General features: G+C 70.8%; 18 protein-coding genes. 2 read left to right on the forward strand and 16 right to left on the reverse strand.

Features of this window, described 5'->3' with window-relative positions; translation table 11 throughout:
- Position 1: 1 nt before the first annotated feature.
- From ACWDSJ_RS02090 to ACWDSJ_RS02125, 8 genes are all read right to left on the reverse strand, one after another.
- A complete protein-coding gene (locus ACWDSJ_RS02090) occupies positions 2-832 on the reverse strand; it encodes a lycopene cyclase domain-containing protein (RefSeq protein WP_450028820.1) in 831 nt (276 codons plus the stop codon).
- Positions 829-1,764 (reverse strand): phytoene/squalene synthase family protein, encoded by a 936-nt coding sequence (locus ACWDSJ_RS02095; RefSeq protein ID WP_450028821.1) that lies wholly within the window; start codon positions 1,762-1,764, stop codon positions 829-831. Before ACWDSJ_RS02095 ends, ACWDSJ_RS02090 begins: the two co-directional genes overlap by 4 nt.
- Positions 1,764-3,266 (reverse strand): phytoene desaturase family protein, encoded by a 1,503-nt coding sequence (gene crtI / locus ACWDSJ_RS02100; protein WP_450028822.1) that lies wholly within the window; start codon positions 3,264-3,266, stop codon positions 1,764-1,766. Before crtI ends, ACWDSJ_RS02095 begins: the two co-directional genes overlap by 1 nt.
- 34 nt (positions 3,267-3,300) lie before the next feature.
- A complete protein-coding gene (locus ACWDSJ_RS02105) occupies positions 3,301-4,335 on the reverse strand; it encodes a polyprenyl synthetase family protein (RefSeq protein WP_450028823.1) in 1,035 nt (344 codons plus the stop codon).
- A 20-nt stretch (positions 4,336-4,355) separates the two neighbouring features.
- The gene (locus tag ACWDSJ_RS02110; RefSeq protein WP_450028824.1) at positions 4,356-5,039 is read right to left on the reverse strand and encodes an acetoacetate decarboxylase family protein; all 684 of its coding nucleotides are present in this window, start codon (positions 5,037-5,039) and stop codon (positions 4,356-4,358) included.
- A 92-nt stretch (positions 5,040-5,131) separates the two neighbouring features.
- Positions 5,132-6,421, reverse strand: a complete 1,290-nt coding sequence (locus ACWDSJ_RS02115) for a helix-turn-helix domain-containing protein (RefSeq protein ID WP_450028825.1) — start codon at positions 6,419-6,421, stop codon at positions 5,132-5,134.
- Positions 6,422-6,792: 371 nt separating this feature from the next.
- Positions 6,793-7,683, reverse strand: coding sequence for a helix-turn-helix domain-containing protein (locus ACWDSJ_RS02120; RefSeq protein WP_450028826.1), 891 nt, complete (start codon positions 7,681-7,683; stop codon positions 6,793-6,795).
- Positions 7,684-7,800: 117 nt separating this feature from the next.
- Complete coding sequence (locus ACWDSJ_RS02125) at positions 7,801-8,691, reverse strand: SDR family NAD(P)-dependent oxidoreductase (protein WP_450028827.1); 891 nt, start codon at positions 8,689-8,691, stop codon at positions 7,801-7,803.
- Between the two features lie 153 nt (positions 8,692-8,844).
- On the opposite strand from ACWDSJ_RS02125, the gene ACWDSJ_RS02130 reads away from it, so the two are divergent.
- Positions 8,845-9,780, forward strand: coding sequence for an alpha/beta hydrolase (locus ACWDSJ_RS02130; RefSeq protein ID WP_450028828.1), 936 nt, complete (start codon positions 8,845-8,847; stop codon positions 9,778-9,780).
- Between the two features lie 112 nt (positions 9,781-9,892).
- Positions 9,893-10,264: a hypothetical protein gene (locus ACWDSJ_RS02135; protein ID WP_450028829.1), complete on the forward strand. Its 372-nt coding sequence runs from the start codon at positions 9,893-9,895 to the stop codon at positions 10,262-10,264.
- A gap of 69 nt (positions 10,265-10,333) precedes the next feature.
- Here ACWDSJ_RS02135 and ACWDSJ_RS02140 read toward each other — a convergent pair whose 3' ends face one another.
- The 8 genes from ACWDSJ_RS02140 to ACWDSJ_RS02175 form a co-directional block, all read right to left on the reverse strand.
- A complete protein-coding gene (locus tag ACWDSJ_RS02140) occupies positions 10,334-11,797 on the reverse strand; it encodes an aldehyde dehydrogenase family protein (protein WP_450028830.1) in 1,464 nt (487 codons plus the stop codon).
- 45 nt (positions 11,798-11,842) lie between these two features.
- A complete protein-coding gene (locus ACWDSJ_RS02145; RefSeq protein ID WP_450028831.1) occupies positions 11,843-12,610 on the reverse strand; it encodes an SDR family NAD(P)-dependent oxidoreductase in 768 nt (255 codons plus the stop codon).
- Between the two features lie 15 nt (positions 12,611-12,625).
- Positions 12,626-12,886: a hypothetical protein gene (locus ACWDSJ_RS02150; protein ID WP_450028832.1), complete on the reverse strand. Its 261-nt coding sequence runs from the start codon at positions 12,884-12,886 to the stop codon at positions 12,626-12,628.
- A 15-nt stretch (positions 12,887-12,901) separates the two neighbouring features.
- On the reverse strand, positions 12,902-14,827 hold the full coding sequence (locus ACWDSJ_RS02155; RefSeq protein WP_450028833.1) for a hydantoinase B/oxoprolinase family protein: 1,926 nt from the start codon (positions 14,825-14,827) through the stop codon (positions 12,902-12,904).
- Positions 14,828-14,837: 10 nt separating this feature from the next.
- Positions 14,838-16,904, reverse strand: a complete 2,067-nt coding sequence (locus ACWDSJ_RS02160) for a hydantoinase/oxoprolinase family protein (protein ID WP_450028834.1) — start codon at positions 16,902-16,904, stop codon at positions 14,838-14,840.
- Between the two features lie 142 nt (positions 16,905-17,046).
- Positions 17,047-18,114 (reverse strand): LuxR C-terminal-related transcriptional regulator, encoded by a 1,068-nt coding sequence (locus ACWDSJ_RS02165; protein ID WP_450028835.1) that lies wholly within the window; start codon positions 18,112-18,114, stop codon positions 17,047-17,049.
- 77 nt (positions 18,115-18,191) lie between these two features.
- Complete coding sequence (locus tag ACWDSJ_RS02170; RefSeq protein WP_450028836.1) at positions 18,192-19,313, reverse strand: low temperature requirement protein A; 1,122 nt, start codon at positions 19,311-19,313, stop codon at positions 18,192-18,194.
- A 158-nt stretch (positions 19,314-19,471) separates the two neighbouring features.
- Entirely contained in the window at positions 19,472-20,866 is a 1,395-nt protein-coding gene (locus ACWDSJ_RS02175) for an MmgE/PrpD family protein (protein WP_450028837.1), read from the reverse strand.
- Positions 20,867-20,868 lie beyond the last annotated feature (2 nt).

A 20,868-nucleotide genomic window follows, 5' to 3' on the forward strand; every position in this document is an offset into this window, starting at 1 on the left:
GTCACGCCGCTTCCTGGGAAAGCCGTGGGGTGAGCGGACCTTCGGGGCTCGGCCCGGTGCGCAGCGGCCCGGGCAGACCGGACAGCCGATGCTCGACCGCCGGATGACACGCGAGCACCAGTCCGTCGACGGTCAGCAGGCTGGTGGCGAGGAAGAAGACGATCTCCTCGATCGGCAGCCCCGCGAGCAGCAGGCCCGTGGTGTGCGCGGGGGAGACCTGCCAGGCGGCGTGCCCGATGGCCACGCGATCCGCGACCCACAGATACACCACCGGCAGCAGCGCGATCAGCCGCAGCGTCCGGAACCGGTGCAGCACATCGGCTCCCGCCGCCCGTTGCAGTGCGATCGGCACGCCCAGCCACAGCAGCGTCGATCCGAGGTACAGCAGCCGGGGGGAGGCGGCGGCGAGGACGAGCCCGGCGACCGCGATCGCGAGCCAGAGTCCCGCCGCGGCCAGCCGGGTGAGGCCCGCCGGGGCCCAGGGCCAGGGGGCGCGCGGATCGTACCCGTCCACGCGCCCGGCCAGCAGGACCAGCGTCCAGACGCCGACCACGAGCACCTGCGCCGCGATGAAGGCGTACTCCTCGAGCGGCACCCCGAACAGCGTCGCGGTGACCGAGCCCGGCGGATAGGACCAGACGCCGCGGTGGATGATCCAGCTGTCCCACGGCGTGGTCCACCCGAGGGCGACCACGAGCAGGACGCCGAGCCAGATGCCGCCGCTCCGCCAGATCGGCGTCCGGCCGCGGATCCGGATCGAGAGCGCGGCGGCCGCGACGGCGAGCACGAGCGCGGGCAGGATGAACAGGGCGAGGAAGTGCGCGTAGCTCATGCGGGGACTCCCTTCCGGGCGGGCGGCGCGCCGAAGGCGGAGCGGGCGCGCAGGTAGGCGGGGGCGGCGATCGCGGCCCGGCGCGCGAGTCCGACGCGCGCGCGGCGGTGCAGGATCTGGTGGTCGAGTCGTTCGATCGCGTCGAGGATGCCGGAGTACAACGCGTAGGCGGTCTCGACGCAGGGGCGGCTCGAGGGTTCGAGCATGTCGATCCCGGGACGCGCGGACGCGTAAATGGTTCGGGTGCGGTCGATTTCGTAGGCGATCAGCGCCCGCACCCGGTCGTCGGCGCGGGGAGCGGCGAGATCGCTCGCGGTGACGCCGAATCGGTCGAGATCCTCCTGGGGGAGGTAGACGCGCCCGCGCTCCAGGTCCTCGCCGATGTCGCGGATGAAGTTGGTGAGCTGGAAGGCGTAGCCGAGCTCCTGGGCGCGGTCGAACGCCTCGTCGTCCAGGGGACCGAGGATCGGCGTCATCTGCAGGCCGATCACCGCCGCGGACCCGTACATGTAGGCGCCGAGGTCGGCGTGGGTCGGGTAGCGGGTCACGGTCAGATCCGCCGCCATCGACGCCAGGAACGCCTCGACGTGCGCGCGGGGGATCGCCCAGGTGCGCAGGGTGTGTCGCAGCGCGCGGGTGACCGCGTCGGCCTCGGCGTCGCCGTCGAGCCGGGCCGCGACCGTGGCCCGCCAGTGATCGAATTCCGTTGCGCGCGAATCGGGTTCGCCGTTGTCGACGATCTCGTCGGCGTGCCGCGCGAAGCCGTACAGGGCGTGCACGTAGGGCCGTTTCCACGGCGGCAGCAGTTTGGTCGCCAGGTAGTAGGACCGCCCGTACCGGGCGTGCAAGCGACGGCAGTGGGCGTAGCTCGCGCGCAGTGCCGGGCCGGTGATTCCGGCCGCGTCGAGGATCCTGCTGTCGGTCGAGGCCATCAGCGGGTCCTCCCGGTGCGCCGCAGGGGTCCGGTGATGCGCTCGGCGGCGAGCCTGCCGCTGATCAACGCCATCGGCACGCCCACGCCGGGGTGCGTGCCCGCGCCCGCCAGCACCATGTTCCCGCCGATCAGGCTCTTGGTGCGGAAGGGGCCGGTCTGCCGGAACAGGTGGGCGGCGCTGAACGGCGTCCCCGCCGGGCAGCCGTCGGCCCGCCAGTCCAGCGGGGTCACCACGCGCAGCGCGTCGAGGTCGTCGAGCGCGTCGGCGTAGCCCCGCCCGCGCATCAGCCGGCACAGCCGGTCCCGGAACGCGTCGCCGTCGCGCTCCCAATCCACCGTTCCCACAGCCAGATTGGGGACGGGCAGCAGGGCGTAGTAGCAGTGCCGCCCGGGTGGGGCGAGGCCGGGATCGGACACGGTCGGCGCGCTGACCAGGAAGGAGGCGTCGCTCATGGGGTCGCCCCGGGTGAGTTCGGTGAAGGAGGTCTTCCAGTTGCGCCCGAAGTGGATGTTGTGATGGGCGCCCGGTGTCCCGCCCGCGCCCAACAGCAGCAGCAGACACGACGGCGCGTACTCGAGCCGCCGCCCGAGCGTCGCGGGTTCGCGGCCGAGCAGTTCCGGCAGCGCCACCGACGGGTCCGCGGTGAGCACCGCGGCGTCGCCCGCGACGCGTTCGCCCGCCGCGGTGATCGCCGCCCGGAACCGGCCCGCCCCCGTGGTCTCCAGGCGCACCACCGGATCCCCGTAGCGGAACCGCACCCCGTGGGTCTCGGCGGCCGCGGCCATCGCCCGGGGCAGCGCGTGCATCCCGCCGCGCGGCAGCCACACGCCGCCGACGGTGTCCATATAGGTCACCATGGCGTACATCGCGCGCGCCTTTTGCGGGGCGACGCCCACGTACATGGCCTGGAAGGAGAACAGCCGGCGCAGCCGCGGATCCTCGAAGTAGCGGTTCACCCCGGCCTGCAGGCCGCCGAACGCGCCGAGCATCGCCAGGCGCAGCAGCGGCCAGGGTGGCAGGCTGCCGAGCCCGTCCAGATTCCGGTCGACGAAGCGCGGGTACGCGTACCGGTAGATCCGCTCGATGTGGTCGCGGTATCGCAGGAACGAATCCGCCTCGGCGGCACCGCATTTCGCGGTGATCTCCGCGACCGTCCGGTCCCGGTCGGCGGACAGGTCGAGGTGGCCGCCGTCGGGGAAGTGCGCGCGGTAGGCCGGTTCGACCGCCAGCAGCTCGAGGTGGTCGCCGGACTTCTCGCCGACGGCGGCGAAGGCGTCCTCGATCAGTTCCGGCATGGTGAGCACGGTGGGGCCGTAGTCGAGTTGATAGCCCTCGGTGTGGATCGCCGCGGCCTTGCCGCCGGGCTCGGAATGCTTCTCGCACACGGTCACCTCCCGGCCCGCGCCCGCCAGATACAGCGCCGCGGACAGACCCGCGAGCCCCGCGCCGACGATCACCACCTTGTCGGTCGGATATCCCATGACTCGATCGACGCGCATGCGACTCCTCGGAACAGGTTGGGGGACAGGGGTTTCAGCGATCGCGGTGCGCCACGAACAGCGCGAGCGCCCGGAATCCGGCGAACGCGGGGGTGTCGGGAAGCGTGGCGAGCGCGGCGTCGATGCGCGCGTTCGCGGTGGCCTCGGTGCGCTCCCGGCCCCCGGCGCGTTCCACGAGCGCGGTCGCCGCGGCGATCTCGGCGGCGGTCCACGGCTCCGGCGACTCGTACCGCTGGGCCAGCCGCGCGCCCGCGGGGTCGCCGGATTCGATCGCCGCGACGACGGGGAAGGAGCGTTTGCGGCGGGCCAGGTCGTGGCCCACGGGTTTACCGGTCACCGCCGGATCGCCCCACAGCCCCATGAGATCGTCGATGAGCTGGAAGGCGATGCCGAGTTCGCGGCCGCGGGTGTCCATGGCGGTGACCTCGGACCGATCGGTTCCGGCGCACAGGGCGCCCAGCGCGCAGGCGCAGCCGAGGAGCGCGCCGGTCTTGGCCTCGGCCATGCGCAGGTATTCCGGGCCGCCGACCGCGGGGCGGCTCTCGAACGCGCAGTCGAGATACTGGCCCACGCACAGATCGATCGCCGCCCGGTCGAGCAGGGCGAGCGCGGCCGTCACCGATTCCGGCGCGCAGCGGCACAAGGTGCGCGTGGCGAGTGCGTGCAGCGCGTCGCCGAGCAGGATCGCGTTGGTGGAACCCCATCGGCGCCAGATGGTTTCGCGGCCGCGCCGCAGCGCGTCGCCGTCCATGACGTCGTCGTGGATCAGCGAGAAGTTGTGCAACAACTCCACCGCCGCCGCGGCGGGCAGGGCACGCGCGGTGTCGTCGTGATAGGCCGAGAAGGCGGCCAGCAGCAGGGCGGGGCGCAGCATCTTGCCGGTCGGGGCCGCGTCGGCCCGGCCGCTCGCGTCGCACCAGCCGAACTGGTAGCCCGCCATGAGCCGGAACGGTTCGGGCAGGGCGCGCACCGCTCGGCGCAGCTCGGGTTCGACCAGTTCCCTTGTGGCGGTGAGCATTCGGTCGATCTCGTCGGCCGCGGTCCGGCGAGTCGGCGGCGGTCGGAGCATGGGGCCTCCCGTTCGGTCGGTCAGGCGGTCGGACAGGGCGCGAGCAGCGAGGCCAGGAGGGGGTCGACGAGGAGTCCCGCGTGGCGACCCGGCCGGACCAGGTTCGGCAGATCGCGGTCGGATTCGACGTCGATCCGCACCACCGCCGCTCGCGCGCGCCCGGACAGCCGGGCCGGGATCCGGCGCAGCTCGCCGTCGGGGAAGGGCTGCCAGATCGTGAACTTCTTGCTCATCGGCACGGCCGGTCCGAAGGCCCGGATGCGCGCCGACACCCGCCACCGCACCCCGGAGGTCGAGGTGGCGGTCACGGTCTCGGCATCGGCGAGGTCGCCGCGAAACTCCGCGAGCACCTTGGGAAGTGCCCAGTTCTCGCGGCCCGCGACCAGGCTGGGCTTCGAATCCACGGAGATGAACGGGCAGTTGAAGCGCATCCGCGCGCCGACGCGCACCATGGGGGCGGCGAGGATCTCGTGATAACCCCCTACCGGGGTCTCGCGGTAGTCGATCAGCGCGTTGAGGACGGTGAGCGGCCGGCCGGTCCCCGGGGGCAGGGTGGTCGGGGTGTCCGGGGACGGGCGGGACAGCCAGATCAGGCCGACGCACCGATTCCGCCAGGGCGCCGGGGGCACCCGCTCGGGGAATTCGTCGTCGGGCCGGTCGTCGAGATCTGTTTCGGGGATTCCCCGCACCGCGTGTAGCCGCATATCGCGAAGTTAGCCGCGCGGTGCGGCTCCCGATCCAAACGAATTCGGTTCGTTCCGACGGAAAAGTTGGCCGCGGCGATTTGGCGCGAGGGTCACGCGTGTGGCGGGGAGCAGCGCGGGCGCGCGCGGGTCGCGGGGCGGGCGGCGGCGGTGAGGCGGGACAGTTCGGCGCGCAGGACGGGGTTCTCGCGGCGGAGCAGGAGTTGGAGGGTGCGCTGCGCGTCGGCGTCGTAGCGGAGTTCGTCGTCGCCGCACGCGGCGGCCTTGGTGAGTTCGTAGGTGGCGGCGACGTCCTGGTGGGTGACGGCGAAGCTGTGCGCGAGGACCACGTGGTAGCGGGAACGGCTGGCGATCGGGCAGTCGGCGGGGAGGTCGGTGTCGGCCGCCGCCGCGATCGCGTCGTGCGGATTACGTTGCGCGAGAGCGATTTCCATGCGCTCGAGCCCGAGTTCGCCGGGTCCGAAGACCACGCCCTGGACGGATCGTTGGCGGCCGAGGCGGTCGGCCAGCGCCGCGGCGGTGGTCAGCAGTGCGTCGCAGGACTCGGTGTCGGCGATCGTGGCGGCGGCCCGCGCGGCGAGAGCGCGGACGGCTCCCGCCACGGCCGCGAGGTCCGCCGTCGCGCCGGATTCGGCGAGTGCCGGCTCGGGCAGGGCGGCGCTCGCGACGCGGAGGGCGGTGTCCGCGGCGGGGGTGTGCAGGAGCGCGGCGGTGAGGTGCCAGGACGCGACGAGGTGCGCCAGCGAGCCGGGGTGGGTCAGGGTGTCCTCGAGGGCCCGGTCGGCGGCCAGCAGCGCCTCGTGCCGGTGGTGTGTAGCCAGCAATGTCTGGCTGGTCAGGTTGTAGATCTGGGGGAGGACGCGGCGGACGGTCGCGTCGTCGCGGACCAGGCGCAGGTGCCGGGCGGAGGCGAGCAGGTCGGGTAATCGGGCCATCGTCTGGCGGTGGCGGCGTGGCGAGGCGAACCATAGGTCGCGGCAGCGGAGGAGTTCGCGCTCGAGGGTCGTCGTGTCGGTGATCGTGCCGGGCGTCGTGGGCGGGGCGTGCAGCGCGCGGATCGTCGCCCGCGCGCCGGGGTCACCCGCCGGGGCGGGGTGGAGCATATCGTGGGCGCGCTGGCCGGGCACCGAGATCAGCGTCGAGATGTCGTCGATCCGGAGGACGTCGGCGAGGGCCATGATCACCTTGACGCTGTCCAGGGGTTGTCTGCCGGTCTCGACGAGACGCAGCCATTCCTCGCTGCGGCCGACGAGATTCGCGAGTATCCTCCGGGAAAGTCGCCGTTCTTTTCGGCACATTTCGATATGTTCGCCCACCGAAATTCTCCGGTCCACACGAATATCGTTGGTTGCCGGTATTTGGGCATGCTGATCCGCTCGCATCGACACAACTCGCTTTCGCGCACGATCCGCGCCCGCGGCGCGGCAGTTCGAACCGAATCAGCGACGCCCGGCATCGTGAGGTCCGGCGAAGACGGTACGGGCTGCCCGGTTGAACCCGTACGCGGAAGGGGATCAGGCGTCGCTGAACCTCATGGTACCGAACGAAAGCGCGCCGATCGGGCCGATCAGCGCGCCGAAATCAATGGCGCGAACGACCGGGTCGGTCGGTCCGATTTTCGTGATTGTGAGAATGTGCTTTCAGGCGAAATCCTCGACCGTGGCCGGGCGCGGATATCGAATGCGGGAATTCGGAACGGGGAATCGCGAACAAATCCCCGACTCGGAACACCGAGGACCGGCGACGCCGCGAATCAGCTTGGCCGGGTACGGGTTTCCGGTGCCGCGCGCTCGGGGAGGACGGGGTGCGCGGGAGCGGTCCACGAGGAGAGGATGCGGAGCTTCTCGTGGGCGGGCGTGCCGGGCTGGGCCGACCACAGGACGAGCTGTTGTTCCGGATCGCCGGTGTAGCGGAAGGTGTCCCAGTCCAGGGTCAGTTCGCCCACCTCCGGGTGGTCCAGGGTCTTGGTCCCGAATTCCTGGCGGGCGACGTGCCGGGCCGCCCACCACTGCCGGAACTGGGGGTCGGCGATCGACAGCTCGCCCACGAGGGCCGTGAGCCGGGGGTCGGTGGGGTTGGCCGCCGCGTCCATGCGCAGGATCGCGACACAGGTCTTCGCCACCGACTCCCAATCGGTGTAGCGGGTCCGCATGGCCGGATCGGTGAACACCAGGCGCACGTAATTGCGTTGCGCCACAGGCAGTTTCGAGAAGTCCGTCAGGAGTGAGGCGGCCAGGTGGTTCCACGCGAGGATGTCGAGGTAGCGGCCGAAGACCAGGGCGGGGGTTTCGGTGAGCTGATCGAGCAGGCGCTGGATCTGCGGCCGGGCGACCGGCTGGCGGCGTGGGGGAGCGACGTGATGCACGAGGCTCTCGACGTAGGCGCGCTGGTCGTCGTTCAGGCGCAAGGCGCGCACGAGCGCCTCCAGGACCGGTTCGGAGGGCGCAAGGCGGCCCTGCTCGATGCGGGTGTAGTAGTCCTGGCTGATCGCGACCAGCTCCGCGACCTCCTCGCGGCGCAACCCGCTCACCCGGCGGGTGGAGCTGCCGCGCATCGGCAGTCCGACGTCGGCGGGAGTGAGCTCACCACGCCGGGCCTTGAGGAAGTTTCCCAGTTCGCGCAGATGGGGGGCTCTCTCGGTCATGGTTCCACGCTATGCCTCTGGTCGGGGTCGTGCGGGGGAGAATACTTTCCCACCCTGGCCGCGGGCGGGACCACGCGTCCGCCGCGACCGGCGGACGCGTCGTGACAGTGGTTGTGCCTACTTCCCGACCGCGCTCAGATCCTGCTTCTCGATCCGGTCGAACGGGACGTGGGTGGCCGGGTCGAGGATCTCGTCGAGGTGTTCCTGCACCAGCTCGGGGGTGAGTTCCTTGCTGGTGAAGCCATTGTTGAAGCCGAGCACCAGCCGCTGCGCCTCGCCGCCCTGGGCCTGGATCACCTCGCCGTTGATCGCGCACGCCTCGTGGGCCAGATACGCGACCACCGGGCTGACCAGCGAGGTCGGCAGGTTGTCGCGCATGAACTGCTTGAACTCCTCCGGCAGGTCCGCCTCGTCGGACATCCGGGTCGCCGCGGTGGGCGCGATCGCGTTGACCTTGATGCCCACCGGCGCGGCCTCGAAGGCGAGGGTCCGGGTGAACGCGAAGATCGCGCCCTTGGCGGCCACGTAGGGCGTCTGCTCCGGGAAGCCGATCAGCGTGGGGGAGGTGGTGTTCACGATGCGACCCGAACCGCTCTCGATCAGATGCGGCCAGGCGGCGGCGGTGACCCCGGCGGTACCGAAGAAGTGCACCTCCATGTGCCGCTTGATCGACGGCAGGATATCCGGGCCGAAGGCGTGCACCTGGTTGATCCCGGCATTGTTGACCAGGATGTCGAGGCGGCCGAACGCGTCGATCGCCGTCCGCACGATGCCCTCGGGGTTGTCGGAGACGGAGTCGAAGTTCGCCACCGCGCGGCCGCCGTTCGCCACGATCTCGGCCACCACCTCCTCCGCCGGAGCCGCGCTGGACCCCGTGCCCTGGGCGGAACCGCCCAGATCGTTGACGACCACCGCCGCGCCGCGCGCGGCGAGGAACTTGGCGTGCGACGCGCCGAGGCCGCGCCCCGAGCCGGTGACGATGGCGACGCGTCCGTCGAATGACAGCATGAAAACTCCTCGATCCTTCGATTGATGCACGCATAATATAAAATATTGATGGCGTTGTCATGGGTATGAATTCTCCCCTCCACAGCACGAGCGGCGCGGGGCAGGCTGAAGGACGCACGGTTTCGATCCACCTGGGAAAGGAGTGCGACGATCATGTCCACCGAGAACATCGAGCGCGTCGGTATCAAGGCCCTGGCCTGGGATATCGCGGCCGACATCCACTATCCGCCGGGATTCGACCCGGGGCACGAGTACACCACGATCATCACGGCCCACCCGACCGGCAGCTGCAAGGAGCAGACCTCCGGCGAGATCTACGCCCCGGCGCTGGCCCGGGAGGGTTTCGTCGCGGTCGCGTTCGACGCCAGCTTCCAGGGCGACAGCGGCGGCGAACCGCGGCTGATCGAGGATCCGGCCTTCCGGGTGCAGGACTTCAGCTGGGTGATCGACTACCTGGTGACCCAGCCGTGGGTCGACGAGAACCGGATCGGGGTCCTCGCCATCTGCGGCAGCGGCGGCTACGCGGTCAGCGCCACGATGACCGAACGCCGCATCAAGGCGCTCGGCACCGTCACCGGCGCGAATGTCGGCCGCCGGATGCGCGAGGGCTTCACCGAATACGACCCGCTGGGCGCGCTCGAGGCCATGGCGACCCAGCGCACCGCCGAGGCGCGCGGCGCGGAGGGACAGGTCAACGATCTGCTGCCGCCGTCGCCGGAGGCCGCGCGGCAGGCCGGGCTGACCGACGTCGACCTGGTCGAGGCGACCGAGTACTACAAGACCGATCGCGGCCGTAAACCGCACGGCCTCACCAGTTTCCTGTTCTCCCGGCAGGCGACGCTGGTCGGCTGGGACGCGTTCGATCGCGCCGAGGTGCTGCTGACCCAGCCGCTGTGCATCGTGGTCGGGGATCGGCCGGGGGCCTTCGGCGCGTATCGCGACGCGTACGAGCTGTACGGCCGCGCCGCCTCGTCCGACAAGGAACTGGTGGTGCTCGAGGGCGTGTCGCACTACGAGCTCTACGACAAGCCCGAGCCGGTGCGTCAGGCGCTGGACCATCTGGTCCCGTTCTTCAAGAAGCACCTCTGATCCGGTCGCCCGGTCGAGTGTCCAAATATCTGGACACTCGGGGGTGCGGCGCCCGGACAGGATGGGTGACGCAGGCCACCTGCGACATCCGATAGGAAGGCACCGACCACCGATGAGCACCACCCCCGACCAGGCGACCATCGCACTCGCGGAGAACTGGGTCAAAGCGCTGAAGAACATCGACCTGTTCCTGGAGATCAGCTCCGAGGACTGCCAGGTGTGGCACAGCGCGGACGACAAGTGGGTTTCGGTGGCCGACGCGGTCGCCGCCGTCTACGAGCGGTCCGGTGACGGCGGCGTCCCCGACTTCCAGGCCCGGGGCATCACCTACACCGAGCACGGTTTCTTCAACCAGTGCTACACCGAGGTGCAGATGAATGGCCAGCAGGTCAAACTGCACCTGATCCAGGTCGTGGAGGCCCGCGACGGCAAGGCCGTGCGGGTGCGGGAGTACATCGGTCCCGAGATGGGGATCCAGCCCTAGCCCTGGTGAACCGCGAAAAGCGCGTCGGCCGAAACCCGGTCGACGCGCTTTTCGTATCCGCGGCAATGGTCAGAGCGGCCACTGCATGTGCTTGAGCTCGAAGAACTCGCGCAGCCCCTCCTCGCCGCCCTCCCGGCCGATCCCGCTGTACCCCGGTCCGCCCCACGGCGCGTCGGCGCGCATTCCGCCGCCGCCGTTGATGGTGACCGTGCCCGAGCGCAGCCGCCGCCCGAAGGCGATCGCCTCGGGGGTGGGTCCCCAGACATTGGCGTTCAGCGCGTATTTCGCGTCGTTGGCCATCCGCACCGCGTCGTCGAGGTCGGTGTAGGGCAGCACCACGCCCACCGGCGCGAAGAGTTCCTCCTGGGCGATCTCCGCGTCGTGCGGCACGTCGGTCACCAGCGTGGCCGCCAGGAAGAATCCGTCGTCGAGACCGGGCGGGCGGCCGCCGCCGATGGGCATCCGCGCCCCGGCGTCGCGGGCGCGGTCGAGGAAGCCCTCGACCTTCGCCCGGTGCTCACCGGTGATCAACGGCCCGAGGACCGTGTCCGGGGCCAGCGGGTCGCCGATCGTGAGACCGCTCAGGAACTCCGCCGACCGCTCGACGTATTCGTCGAAATCGTTGCGCGGCACCAGGGTTCGCGTGGTGGCGCCGCACGCCTGCCCGCTGTTGCGGGTGAAGCGGAGCACCGAGGCGGGCACCGCGCGTTCCAGATCGGTGCCGGGCAGCACGATATTGGGGGATTTGCCGCCGAGTTCGAGCACGACCTTCTTCAGCGTCGGCGCCGCCAGCGCGAGGATCTTGCTGCCCACCGCCGCCGATCCGGTGAAGCTCACCAGATCGACCCCGGGCGCCTCGACCACCCGGCTCGTGGTGCCGGGTGGCCCGAACACGAAATTCACCGCGCCGGAAGGGAATCCGGCCTCGTCGAACAGCCGCACGACCGCCTCGGTCAGCAGGATCGCCCGCGGCGAGGTGACCAGCACCGTCGAGCAGCCCGCCGCCAGCGCCGCGCCCAATTTGTACGCGCACATCATGACCGGCACGTTGTAGGCGACGATGGCGGCCACCACCCCGGCGGGTTCGCGCAGCAACATGCTGCTGGAGGTGACCGGATCGTGGTCCAGGGGCAGCGGCTGTTCGTATCCGTCGCGCGGCCCGCGCGCCGCGGCGTCGGCGAACCACCGGAAGAACTTCGCCGGAAGGTCCACGTGCAGGGTGGGCGCGCCGCTGATCGGGGTGCCGACCTCGGTGGCGGCCAGCCGCGCGATGTCGTCGCGGCGTTCCACGAGCAGATCCGCGAAACGGTGCAGCAGCGCGCCGCGCTCGCGCGGGCCCAGACGACTCCACTCGCCGCCGTCGAAGGCGCGGCGGGCCGCGGCGACCGCCGCGTCCACCTGCGCCGGACTCGTCGATGGCGTCAGCGCGAGCTGGCGGCCGGTGCTGGGGTTGATCGAGGCGATCGGCTCGCCCTCGCCGGTGACCCAGCGACCGTCGATATAACTCGCGGCCTCGCCGATCAAGGTGGTCATGATCTCAATCCTTCGTGAAAGGTGTTCGGGTGCACGATGATTCGCTCACCCGGCCAGATATCCGCCGTCGACGACGAACGTGCCGCCGGTGGCGTAGGCGGACCGGTCGGACAGCAGCCAGCAGGCCATCTCGGCGATGTCCTCCGGCTGGGCCAGCCGCGCGGCGGGGATGCGCGCCATGATCGCGTCGCCACCGCGGCGCATGGCGTCCTTCATCAGGTCGGTGTCGGTGTAGCCGGGGCACACCGCGTTGATCCGGATGGCCGGGGCGTAGTCGAGCGCGGCGGTCTTCGTCAGCCCGACGACGCCGTGTTTGGCCGCGGAGTACCCGGCGGTGGTCTTGAATCCGGCCAGCCCGGCCAGCGACGCGGTGTTCACGATCGCGCCGCCGCCCTGGGACCCCATCTGCCGCAGTTCGGCGCGCAGGCACAGCCACACGCCCTTGAGGTTCACCGCGAGGGCCCGATCGAACGCGGTCTCGTCCCATTCGCCCGCGCGCCGCCCGCCCTGACCGATCTGACCGCCGCTGACACCGGCGTTGTTGAACGCGCCGTCGAGCCGTCCGTAGTGCTCGACCACGGCGGCGACCATCGCGTCCACCGACTCGCCGATCGTCAGATCGGCCGGAACCTCCAGGGCCGCACCGCCTTTCGCGCGCACCTCGGCGGCCACCGCCGCCAGCCGGTCCGCGGCGACGTCGGTCAGCGCCAGGCGCGCCCCCTCGCTCGCGGCGAGCAGGGCGGTGGCCCGCCCGATCCCCCCGGCCGCGCCGGTGATGAGGACGACCTTGTCCTCGAGCAACAACTTCGCCATATCGGAGGTCCCTTCTCAGCCGACCCGGGAGGCGGGCCAGTCCCGGGCGGGCGAGCGCCACGCGGGCCAGTGGTCGTCGGGCTCGGGCCGGGTCACCGCCACCGGGTACAGGCACCGCTGGCACTTCACGACCATGCGGGGGCCGAGATGATTGGCCACGGGGTACCGGGCCAGGCTCGTCGCGCCGCATTCGGGGCACGTCCCCTCGACGGGGACCCGCTCGACGGATACGCGCGGCGTCTCGGGCCGGGGGAACAGGAGTCGATCGACTGCCATGAACTTGCCTCTCTCTCAGACGATCCAGGTGGTGGGATTCGCGACGGGCACCTGCCAGCGCCCCCGCTCACGTTCGGCGGCCAGATGCGCGCGCCGGTCGGCGGTGGCGGCCTCGTCGACCACTCCGTCGGCGAACACGACTCCGTATGCGGCGTAAGCGAATTCGGCGCTGACGAGCCCGGCCCGCAGATCGGCCGCGACCCGCTCCACCGCGCGGGTGAGCGGATCGCCCCAGCCCCCGCCGCCGCCGATGACGAACCGGATCGCGTCCCCGGCCCGCAGCAGCAGGTTGGAGAACTTGCCGGAGGTGTAGCGGGCGCCGCGGCCGAATTCGCCGGTGTTCGGATCGGGGCGGCCGTGCTCGTCGAACATGCCGAACAACGGTTCGGCCCCGCGCAGATCCAGCGGGTCGCCGTGCACGGCGAGGTCGAAGTTCTCGATGTACCAGCCGTAGGCCGACGTTCCCGCGCCGCCGCCCTTCGAGCCGGGCGCGCCGCGCCGCAGCCGGTCGGCGACGACGGTGACGATGGTGTCGGATTCGGCGAAGATCGAGTACACCGAGCCCAGGCCGCCGCGGAACCGCCCCGCCCCGGCGGTGTCGATCACGATCTCGTGCTGCGCGACGACCAGCGGGCTCTCGATCTCGACGTGCTCCTGCACCGACGTGCGGCAGTTGCCGATCGGCGCCACGCAGAACGACACGCCGTCGTCCTTCCACGTCCCGCCCCAGCCGCCGCCCGCGAGACCGTAAGCGCCCCAAGGGGTTCCCTCATGTCCCGGGCGGGTGTCGATACCGCTGAAGCCGACGTAGAGCGCGGTGCCGGTGTCGGGCGCGAACGATTCCTCGACCGCCTGACTCAGCGCCTGGCTCACCACATTGATCGCGCGCGGGCCGATGTCGGCGTGGCTCGAGCAGCTCGACGGCGGCAGCACCTGCACCACGCTGCCCGCGGGGAGCAGCACGTCGATCGGCCGCAGGGTGCCGCTGTTGACCGGCGTGGACGGATCGACCATCAGCTTCACCGCCTCGATGCAGCGGCCCGCCTCGCACCAGGCGGTGCCGCAGTTGCCCAGCGGCTGGCGGCCCGAACCGGAGAAGTCGATCTCCATGCGGTCGCCGCGCACCTTCACGGTGACGCGCACCGGGATCGGCTCGTCGGTGACGCCGTCCTCGTCGAGGAAGTCCTCGGCGGTGTAGTCGCCGTCGGGGATGCTCGCGATGCCGCGCCGCATACTGGCCTCGGTGGCCTCGATCGCGTACCGGCCCGCCGCGCGCACCCGGTCCAGGCCGCCGCGGGCGATCAGATCGTGCAGCTGGCGTTCGCCCACGACCAGGCAGCCGTGCAGGGCGCGCAGGTCGCCGAGGACCAGCTGCGGCACCCGGTTGTTCTCCAGCAGGAAGTTGAACGTCGGGCGCACCGGCACATCGCCCGCGTAGAGCAATGTGGGCGGCAGCTTCAGCTGCTCCTCGAAGTGGGTCTGCGCGCCGTTGGAGAACCCGCCCGGGATCGGGCCGCCGAGGTCCACCAGATGCGAGGTCGACTGCAACAGGAATTCGACCCGGCCGTCGACGAAGACGGGCCGGAACAGGTTCACATCGGCCTGGTGCAGCGCGCCGCGCCAGGGATCGTTGGTGAACAACACGTCGCCGGGGCGCAGGGTGTCGATGTCCCAGTCGTCCATCACGAAATTCGCGATGTGCGGGGCGATGAAGGCGTGCTGCATGCAGCCCTCCCACAGGGCGGCTGCCTCCCAGCCCTCGTCGGTGCGCATGTGGATGACGACCGTGCAGTCGAGGATGTCGCGGCAGATGGGCGAGAACGCGCTGCGCATCAGCGAATCCAGCATCTCGCGGGCGACCTCGGTGAGCCCGTAGCGCAGGATGTCGAGCTCGACATCGACTGCGGGGCCGGTGTTTTCGATCGGGGTGGAAAGGGTCATGGCTCGTTCCTCAGCTCTGCGGCTCGATGATCAGGTTCAGGTCGTCGTCCAGCGACGCGGTCCGCCCGGGCAGCACGAGCGTGGTCGCGTACTTCTCGACGACGAGCGCGGGTCCGTCCACCCGCTCGGCGCGGCCCAGTCGTTCGCGGACGTGGATGGGGACCTCGACGGGCTCGGTGCTGCCCGGCACGGTGAGACGCGTTGTGCGCAGGAAGGATTCACCGTCCTCGGGCGTCACCTCGGGCTTGCGCTGGGCGCGGGCGATGATCGCGGTGACCTCGACGGTGGACACCACCACCGGGATCTCGGTGGCCGCGAATCCGTAGGACTCCCGGTAGAACTCGTGGAATCGGGGGATGAGGGCGGCGACGGAGTCCGCGGTGAGCGGGGCGGGGGGAATGGGCATCCGGTTGTCCCACGTCTGCCCGCGGTACATGGCGAAGACGGCGCGCTCGAAGCGGAGCCGGTCGACGTCGGCGCCCTGGGCCTTCAGTTCGTCGCGAATCCGGTCCTGGAGAGCGGCGAAGGCGGTCTCGATGGCGTCGGCGTTCGCCGGATCCAGCCCGGTCATGATCGACTGCGCCCGCGTCACCGTCAGATCGCTGCGCAGCAACCCCAGCGCGGAGAACTGGCCGGGGCTCGGCGGCACGATCACCGTGTCGAGGCCGAGGATCTGCGCGACCCGGTCGGCCAGCATCGGCCCGGCCGACCCCGACGGCTGCAACGCGAACTCCCGCATGTCCAGTCCGCGGTAGACCGAGATCGTGCGCACCTTGGCCGCGATGTCCTGGCACGCGACTTCGTATGCGGCGCAAGCGAGTTCGACGGCCGACATGCCCCACTGGGCGCCGGTCCGGGCGAGGGCGGCGGTCGCGGCGTCGACGTCGAGGCGGATCGCCCCGTTCGCGAACAGGTCCGGTTGCAGGATGCCGAGCGCGGCGCAGGCGTCGGTGAGCGCGGGTTCGGTGCCGCCGCGCCGGTAACACACCGGCCCGGGGTCGGAGCCCGCCGACGCCGGGCCGACCGCGACGGTGCCGAGCGCGCTGGGCCGGATGAGGCTGCCCGCGCCGGAACCGATGCTCTCCACGTCCACCAGCGGCATGGTCAGCGTGAGGCCGGTTTCCAGGGTCCAGGTGTCGGTGAGCGGGGTCCGGCCGCCGCGGATCGCGGCCACATCGGTACTGGTGCCGCCCACGTCGACGGTGAGCAGATTCGGCCAGCGCCCCTCGTCCGCCAGCTTCACACTGCCGCTCACCCCGCCCACCGGGCCCGAAACCAGTTGGAACACAGGGGCTTTCCCGGCGTCCGAGAAGGTGGCGACGCCGCCGTTCATCATCATGATCCACAGCGTGCCGCGGTAGTGGCGCTCGGCGAGGCGGTCCATCAGGCGGTTCAGGTAACCGACCACCGCGGGCCCGACGTAGGCGTCCAACGCGACCGTCGTGGTGCGCTCGTGCTCCTTGGTGACCGGATACAGCGCGGAGGTCTGGATGTAGGCGTGCGGAAGCTCCTCGGCGACGATCTCGGCCGCGCGCCGCTCGTGCTCGGGGTTGGTGTAGGAGTTCAGCAGGCAGACCGCGACCGACTCGGTGCCTCGTTCCGCGAGCTCGCGGGCGGCGGCGCGGACCGCGTCCTCGTCGAGCGCCAGCAGCACCGATCCGTCGTAGCGCAGCCGCTCGGCGACGCCGTAGCGCGATTCGCGCGCCACGATCGGGCGCTCCTGATGCGGGCGCACCCAGGTCGGGTCGTAGAAGCGGTCACCGAACTCGCGGTGCATCCGGCCGATGTCGAGCAGATCCTTGTGCCCGCGGGTCGAGATCAGGCCGGTCGGCGCCCCGGTGCGGCTGAGCAGCGCGTTGATGCCGACGGTGTGGCCGTGCACGATCTCGGCGATGTCGGGGATCGCCACGTCGATGGCCGCGATGCTGTCGAGCACCCCGACCTCCTGGTCGCGGGTGGACAGGACCTTGCCGTCGCGGATCTCCCCGGTGCTCTGATTCAGGCCGATGATGTCGGTGAAGGTGCCACCCACATCGATGCCGACGATCCAGTCGGCCGTCCGTTCACTCTCCGTCATACCTCTGCGCCTCCAGTCGCCCTTGCTGCCCGCGGCGTGCTGCCGCTTTGTGGTGCAGCTCACTGTCTCGCGGCGCGTCGCGCGCGACATCCCACGCGGGTCAGGGATTCGTACGACCTTCGGCCGAACGGCTCCCGGGTGGTCAGAGCCGCGCGAGCGGGGTCGTCGCGGAGGTGCGCAGCCAGATCGACACGGCCTCGGCGCGATTGGCCGCGCCCAGTTTGCGCAGGATGCGGGTGATGTGGGTCTTCACCGTGCCCTCGGAGATGGTGAGCCGGCGCGCGATGCGGGCGTTGGAGTCACCGGCCGCCATCAGGCGCACGATCTGCGCCTCCCGGCGGGTGAGGACAGAGTCGTCGGCGCGGGCGGCCGCGACGGATTCGACGATCGCCGGTGCCGGGGGCCGCCATCCGGTCAGCCCGTCGATCTGCGTTCGTATCGACGAGATCGCTTCCAGCACAGTGACTCTCGCCAAATGCTGACTCAGGCCGTCGGCGAAGGCGGACAGCACCATCCGATCGGCCTCGCCGACCACGCGCCGCTGGTGATAACAGTCGCCGTGCACCAGGCCGACCACCTCGCCGTCGACCAGCAGCGGGGCGATCCCGTAGGACGACGACCGGGTGATCTCGGCGAGCGGGCGATTCACCCGCGGGTTCTCCTGGACCTCGGGGACGAGCACCGCGCGCGCGTCGACCACGGTGTCGTTCTCGACCAGGCCGCGATCCAGCACGGGCGGATTCTCTCGGCCCACCGCGACGATCTCCTCCGCCCAGCGCGGATCGCGCACGACGCACATCGTGTGCAGCCGCCACGTCCGGTCGACGGTGGACACCAGCGCGCGGTCGAAGCCGAGACCGCACGCCGCCTCCGGGGCGCGGGTCAGCAGCGCGTCCACCGAGCGGGCGTCGGCGATCGCCGCGAGCGCGGTGCGGACCCCGGACAGGAGGCGGGTGCGGTCGGCGAGCCGCAGCCGCGCCTGCATCGCCTCCGCCTCGCGAATCCGGCCGAGCAGACCGATCATTCGGCTCAGCCGATCGGGGGTGTCGCCGCCCGCCTCGCGCAACGCCTGGGAACTCACCAGATCCCAGAGGTCGCCCAGCGGCGCCCCGTCCGGTTCCCGATCGAGCAGGTCGCCCGCTTCGTCGGCGATCTCCCGCACCGCGGCCGCCAGTTCGGCGGACTCCGATCGGATCGATGGTCTGCTCATCTCCACGCTCCCGTGATCTAGCTCACTTAAAACATAATATATCCAGCTTCGTATAGGGAGAGCCGCGGGAATTTCCCTCAGTTCGGCGCGGGAGTCTTACCGCTGATGTGCACCGCCAGGGCCAGCAGGATCGCGACCAGGACCACGACCACGACATAGGTCGGCAACCAATAGGCCACCGCCGCACCGACTCCCAGCGCGGCCGCGCCGATCAGCCGGATCCGCCAGCCGATACCCATCTCCCACCGGAAGTAGATCGCCTGGGACAGCAGATACAGCGCGGGGCCCGCGAGGACGAGCACCCCCGGCACGCCCGCCGACCGGATGGTGGTGTGGGCGAGCAGCAACTCGCTGCCCGTGGCGAACAGCACCAGACCCGCGACCACCCCGTAGATCGCGTTGATGCCGACGTGGACCGCGCGAATGGGGTTCTCGATCTCGACGGCGTGGGTGACGACCAGTTGTTCCGAGCGGCCGAAGTAGACGGCCCACAGGCAGACGAGGGCGGCGGCGCACCCCAACGCCAACACGAGCGTGACGGGATCGCGGCGGTGATCGGCGATGACGCGGCCCAGCGTCAGCACCGTCTCACCCAGCAGGATGATGAGGAACAGCCGCATCCGTTCCAGCATGTGCTCGGCGTCGAACGGCAGACGCGCGGTACGGACGCTGCCCCGCACCGGATGCGCGGTCCAGGTGCCCAGCAGATCGATCAGCGCGGCGACGAACCAGAGATAGACCCGGATCTCGGAGTCGACCGCGGCGCCGATGATCCACAGCGGCGCCGAGATCGCGAACCAGACCAGCACATGACGGAAGTGGGTGCGCAACTCGGGCGTGGGCGCCGAGACCGCCGCGTACGCCGCGGGCCCGCCCAGCGCCACCAGCATCGGCACGACGAAAAGCCAAGGGCCGTCGTCGAACGCGTGCGCGATCCCGGCGTTCATGAACAGCGCCAGGCCCATCACCGCGAGGGTGACCGCCCGGGTGGCCCGGCGCTCGATATCGAGCAACGTCACCTCGAAACTGGTGAACGCCCACACCCCGCAGACCGCGATCAGCGCCACCAGCGTCTCGGCGGCCCCGCGCCAGCTCAGCTGCGCGGTGAGATGGTGGGTGAGCTGGCCGACGGCCAGCACGAACACCAGATCGAAGAACAGCTCCAGCGGCGAGACCTCGCGCCGGGTCGCCCGCGTCATCGTTCCTCCTCGGCCGCATCGACGTCGTCGCGCCGCCGCGGCTCCGGCGGGCCGAGGGCTACCCGGCCGCGCTCACCCGGAGCGTCGTCGCCGTGGCGGCCGGGGCCACCGTCGGCTCGAGGGCGCTGGGCTGCTCACGATACGTCGCCTCGCCCGCGTCACACGCGCAACAACGCGGCGAATTCCGCCGCGGGCTGGTCCAGATCACCGGCGGTGATCGCCCGCAGCAACTCCGCGCTGCGTTCCGCGCCCAGTTCCGCGACCGTCACGTCGCGGAACTTGGCGTCCAGATCCTCCTGGGACATGGGGTTCTCGGCGGTGCCCGAGGGATTGTCGACGAAGATCGCCTCGGTCGTCCCGTCGGTGTAGGTGACGGTGATGTCGCCGACCCACTTGCCGGGGTAGGCGGTGTCGAGTTCGGGTTTCACCCCGATCTTCACCCGGCGGGCCAGCTCCGCGACGGCGCTGCCCTCGCCGATGTCCAACCGGCCCGCGAGGTAGTCGTGGTGGGTGCGGAAGCCGTTGCCCAGGCCCAGCACGGACAGCGCGAACTGGAACGGCAGGCTGTATTGCAGATGCTCGATCGTCTGGGGCGCATAGGCATTGGCGTTCTTGTTGCCGATGATGAGGTCGCCGCCGGTCTGGATGCCCAGTTCGACGCTGTCGATATCGGCCGCGCGGCCGGACAGCCGGCGGCCGCCGTCGATGTAGGCGTGGTTGATACCGCAGCAGCAGTACGGCTTCACCCACACCTTGGTGATCTCGAACGGCGCGTCGAGGGCGAAGGCGGCGTCCGCGCCGTCGGCGACCTCGCGGCCGACGAAGGTGCGGTAGAAACCCTTCCCGCCCGTCAAAAACGTTGTGGGACCGGTGATTCCGGCCCCCGCCAGCTCGGCCGCGCGGATCCCGTTGCGGGTGCCGATGCCCGAATGCAAGCGCTTCACCGAGCCGCCGGTCGAGGTGTACTCGGTGGTGCCCGAGCAGTGACTGAACGCGATCGACAGCGCGTGCAACGTGCGTTCGGCGTCGAAGCCGCGCATCTTCGCCACGACCGCGGCGGCCCCGAAGTTCGACAGCACGCAGTGCGGGTGGAAGCCGCGCTCGAGCAGTTGCGGCGCGGCGAGCACGCCGATGCGGGTGTAGACCTCGTACCCGGCGACGATCCCGGTGATCACCTCCCGCATGGACGAGCCCAGTTCCTCGCCGACCGCGAGCGCGGTCGAGACCACGCAGCTGCCGGGGTGCGAGGAGCTGGCCCGGTGCGCGTCGTCGTACTCGAAGCCGTGCCCGAAGGTGGCGTTGACGAAGGCGGCGTCGGCCGCGCTCATCGCGTCCCCGCTCGCGGTGACGTGCGCGGCGCCGGGAGCGTGCGCGGCGCGGGTCAACTCCAGCACGGCTCGGCTCCACGGCAGCGAGGCGCTCGCGATCTGCAAGGCCAACTGGTCCTGCATCAGCCCCCGTGCGCCCGCGAGGACTTCGGTTGGGAGAGAGTCGAATTCGAGCTCGGTGACCAGCCGGACCACGGACTGTTCGAGCGCTGGAACGTTCTGCATCG

This window comes from Nocardia sp. NPDC003482 (assembly GCF_053588115.1).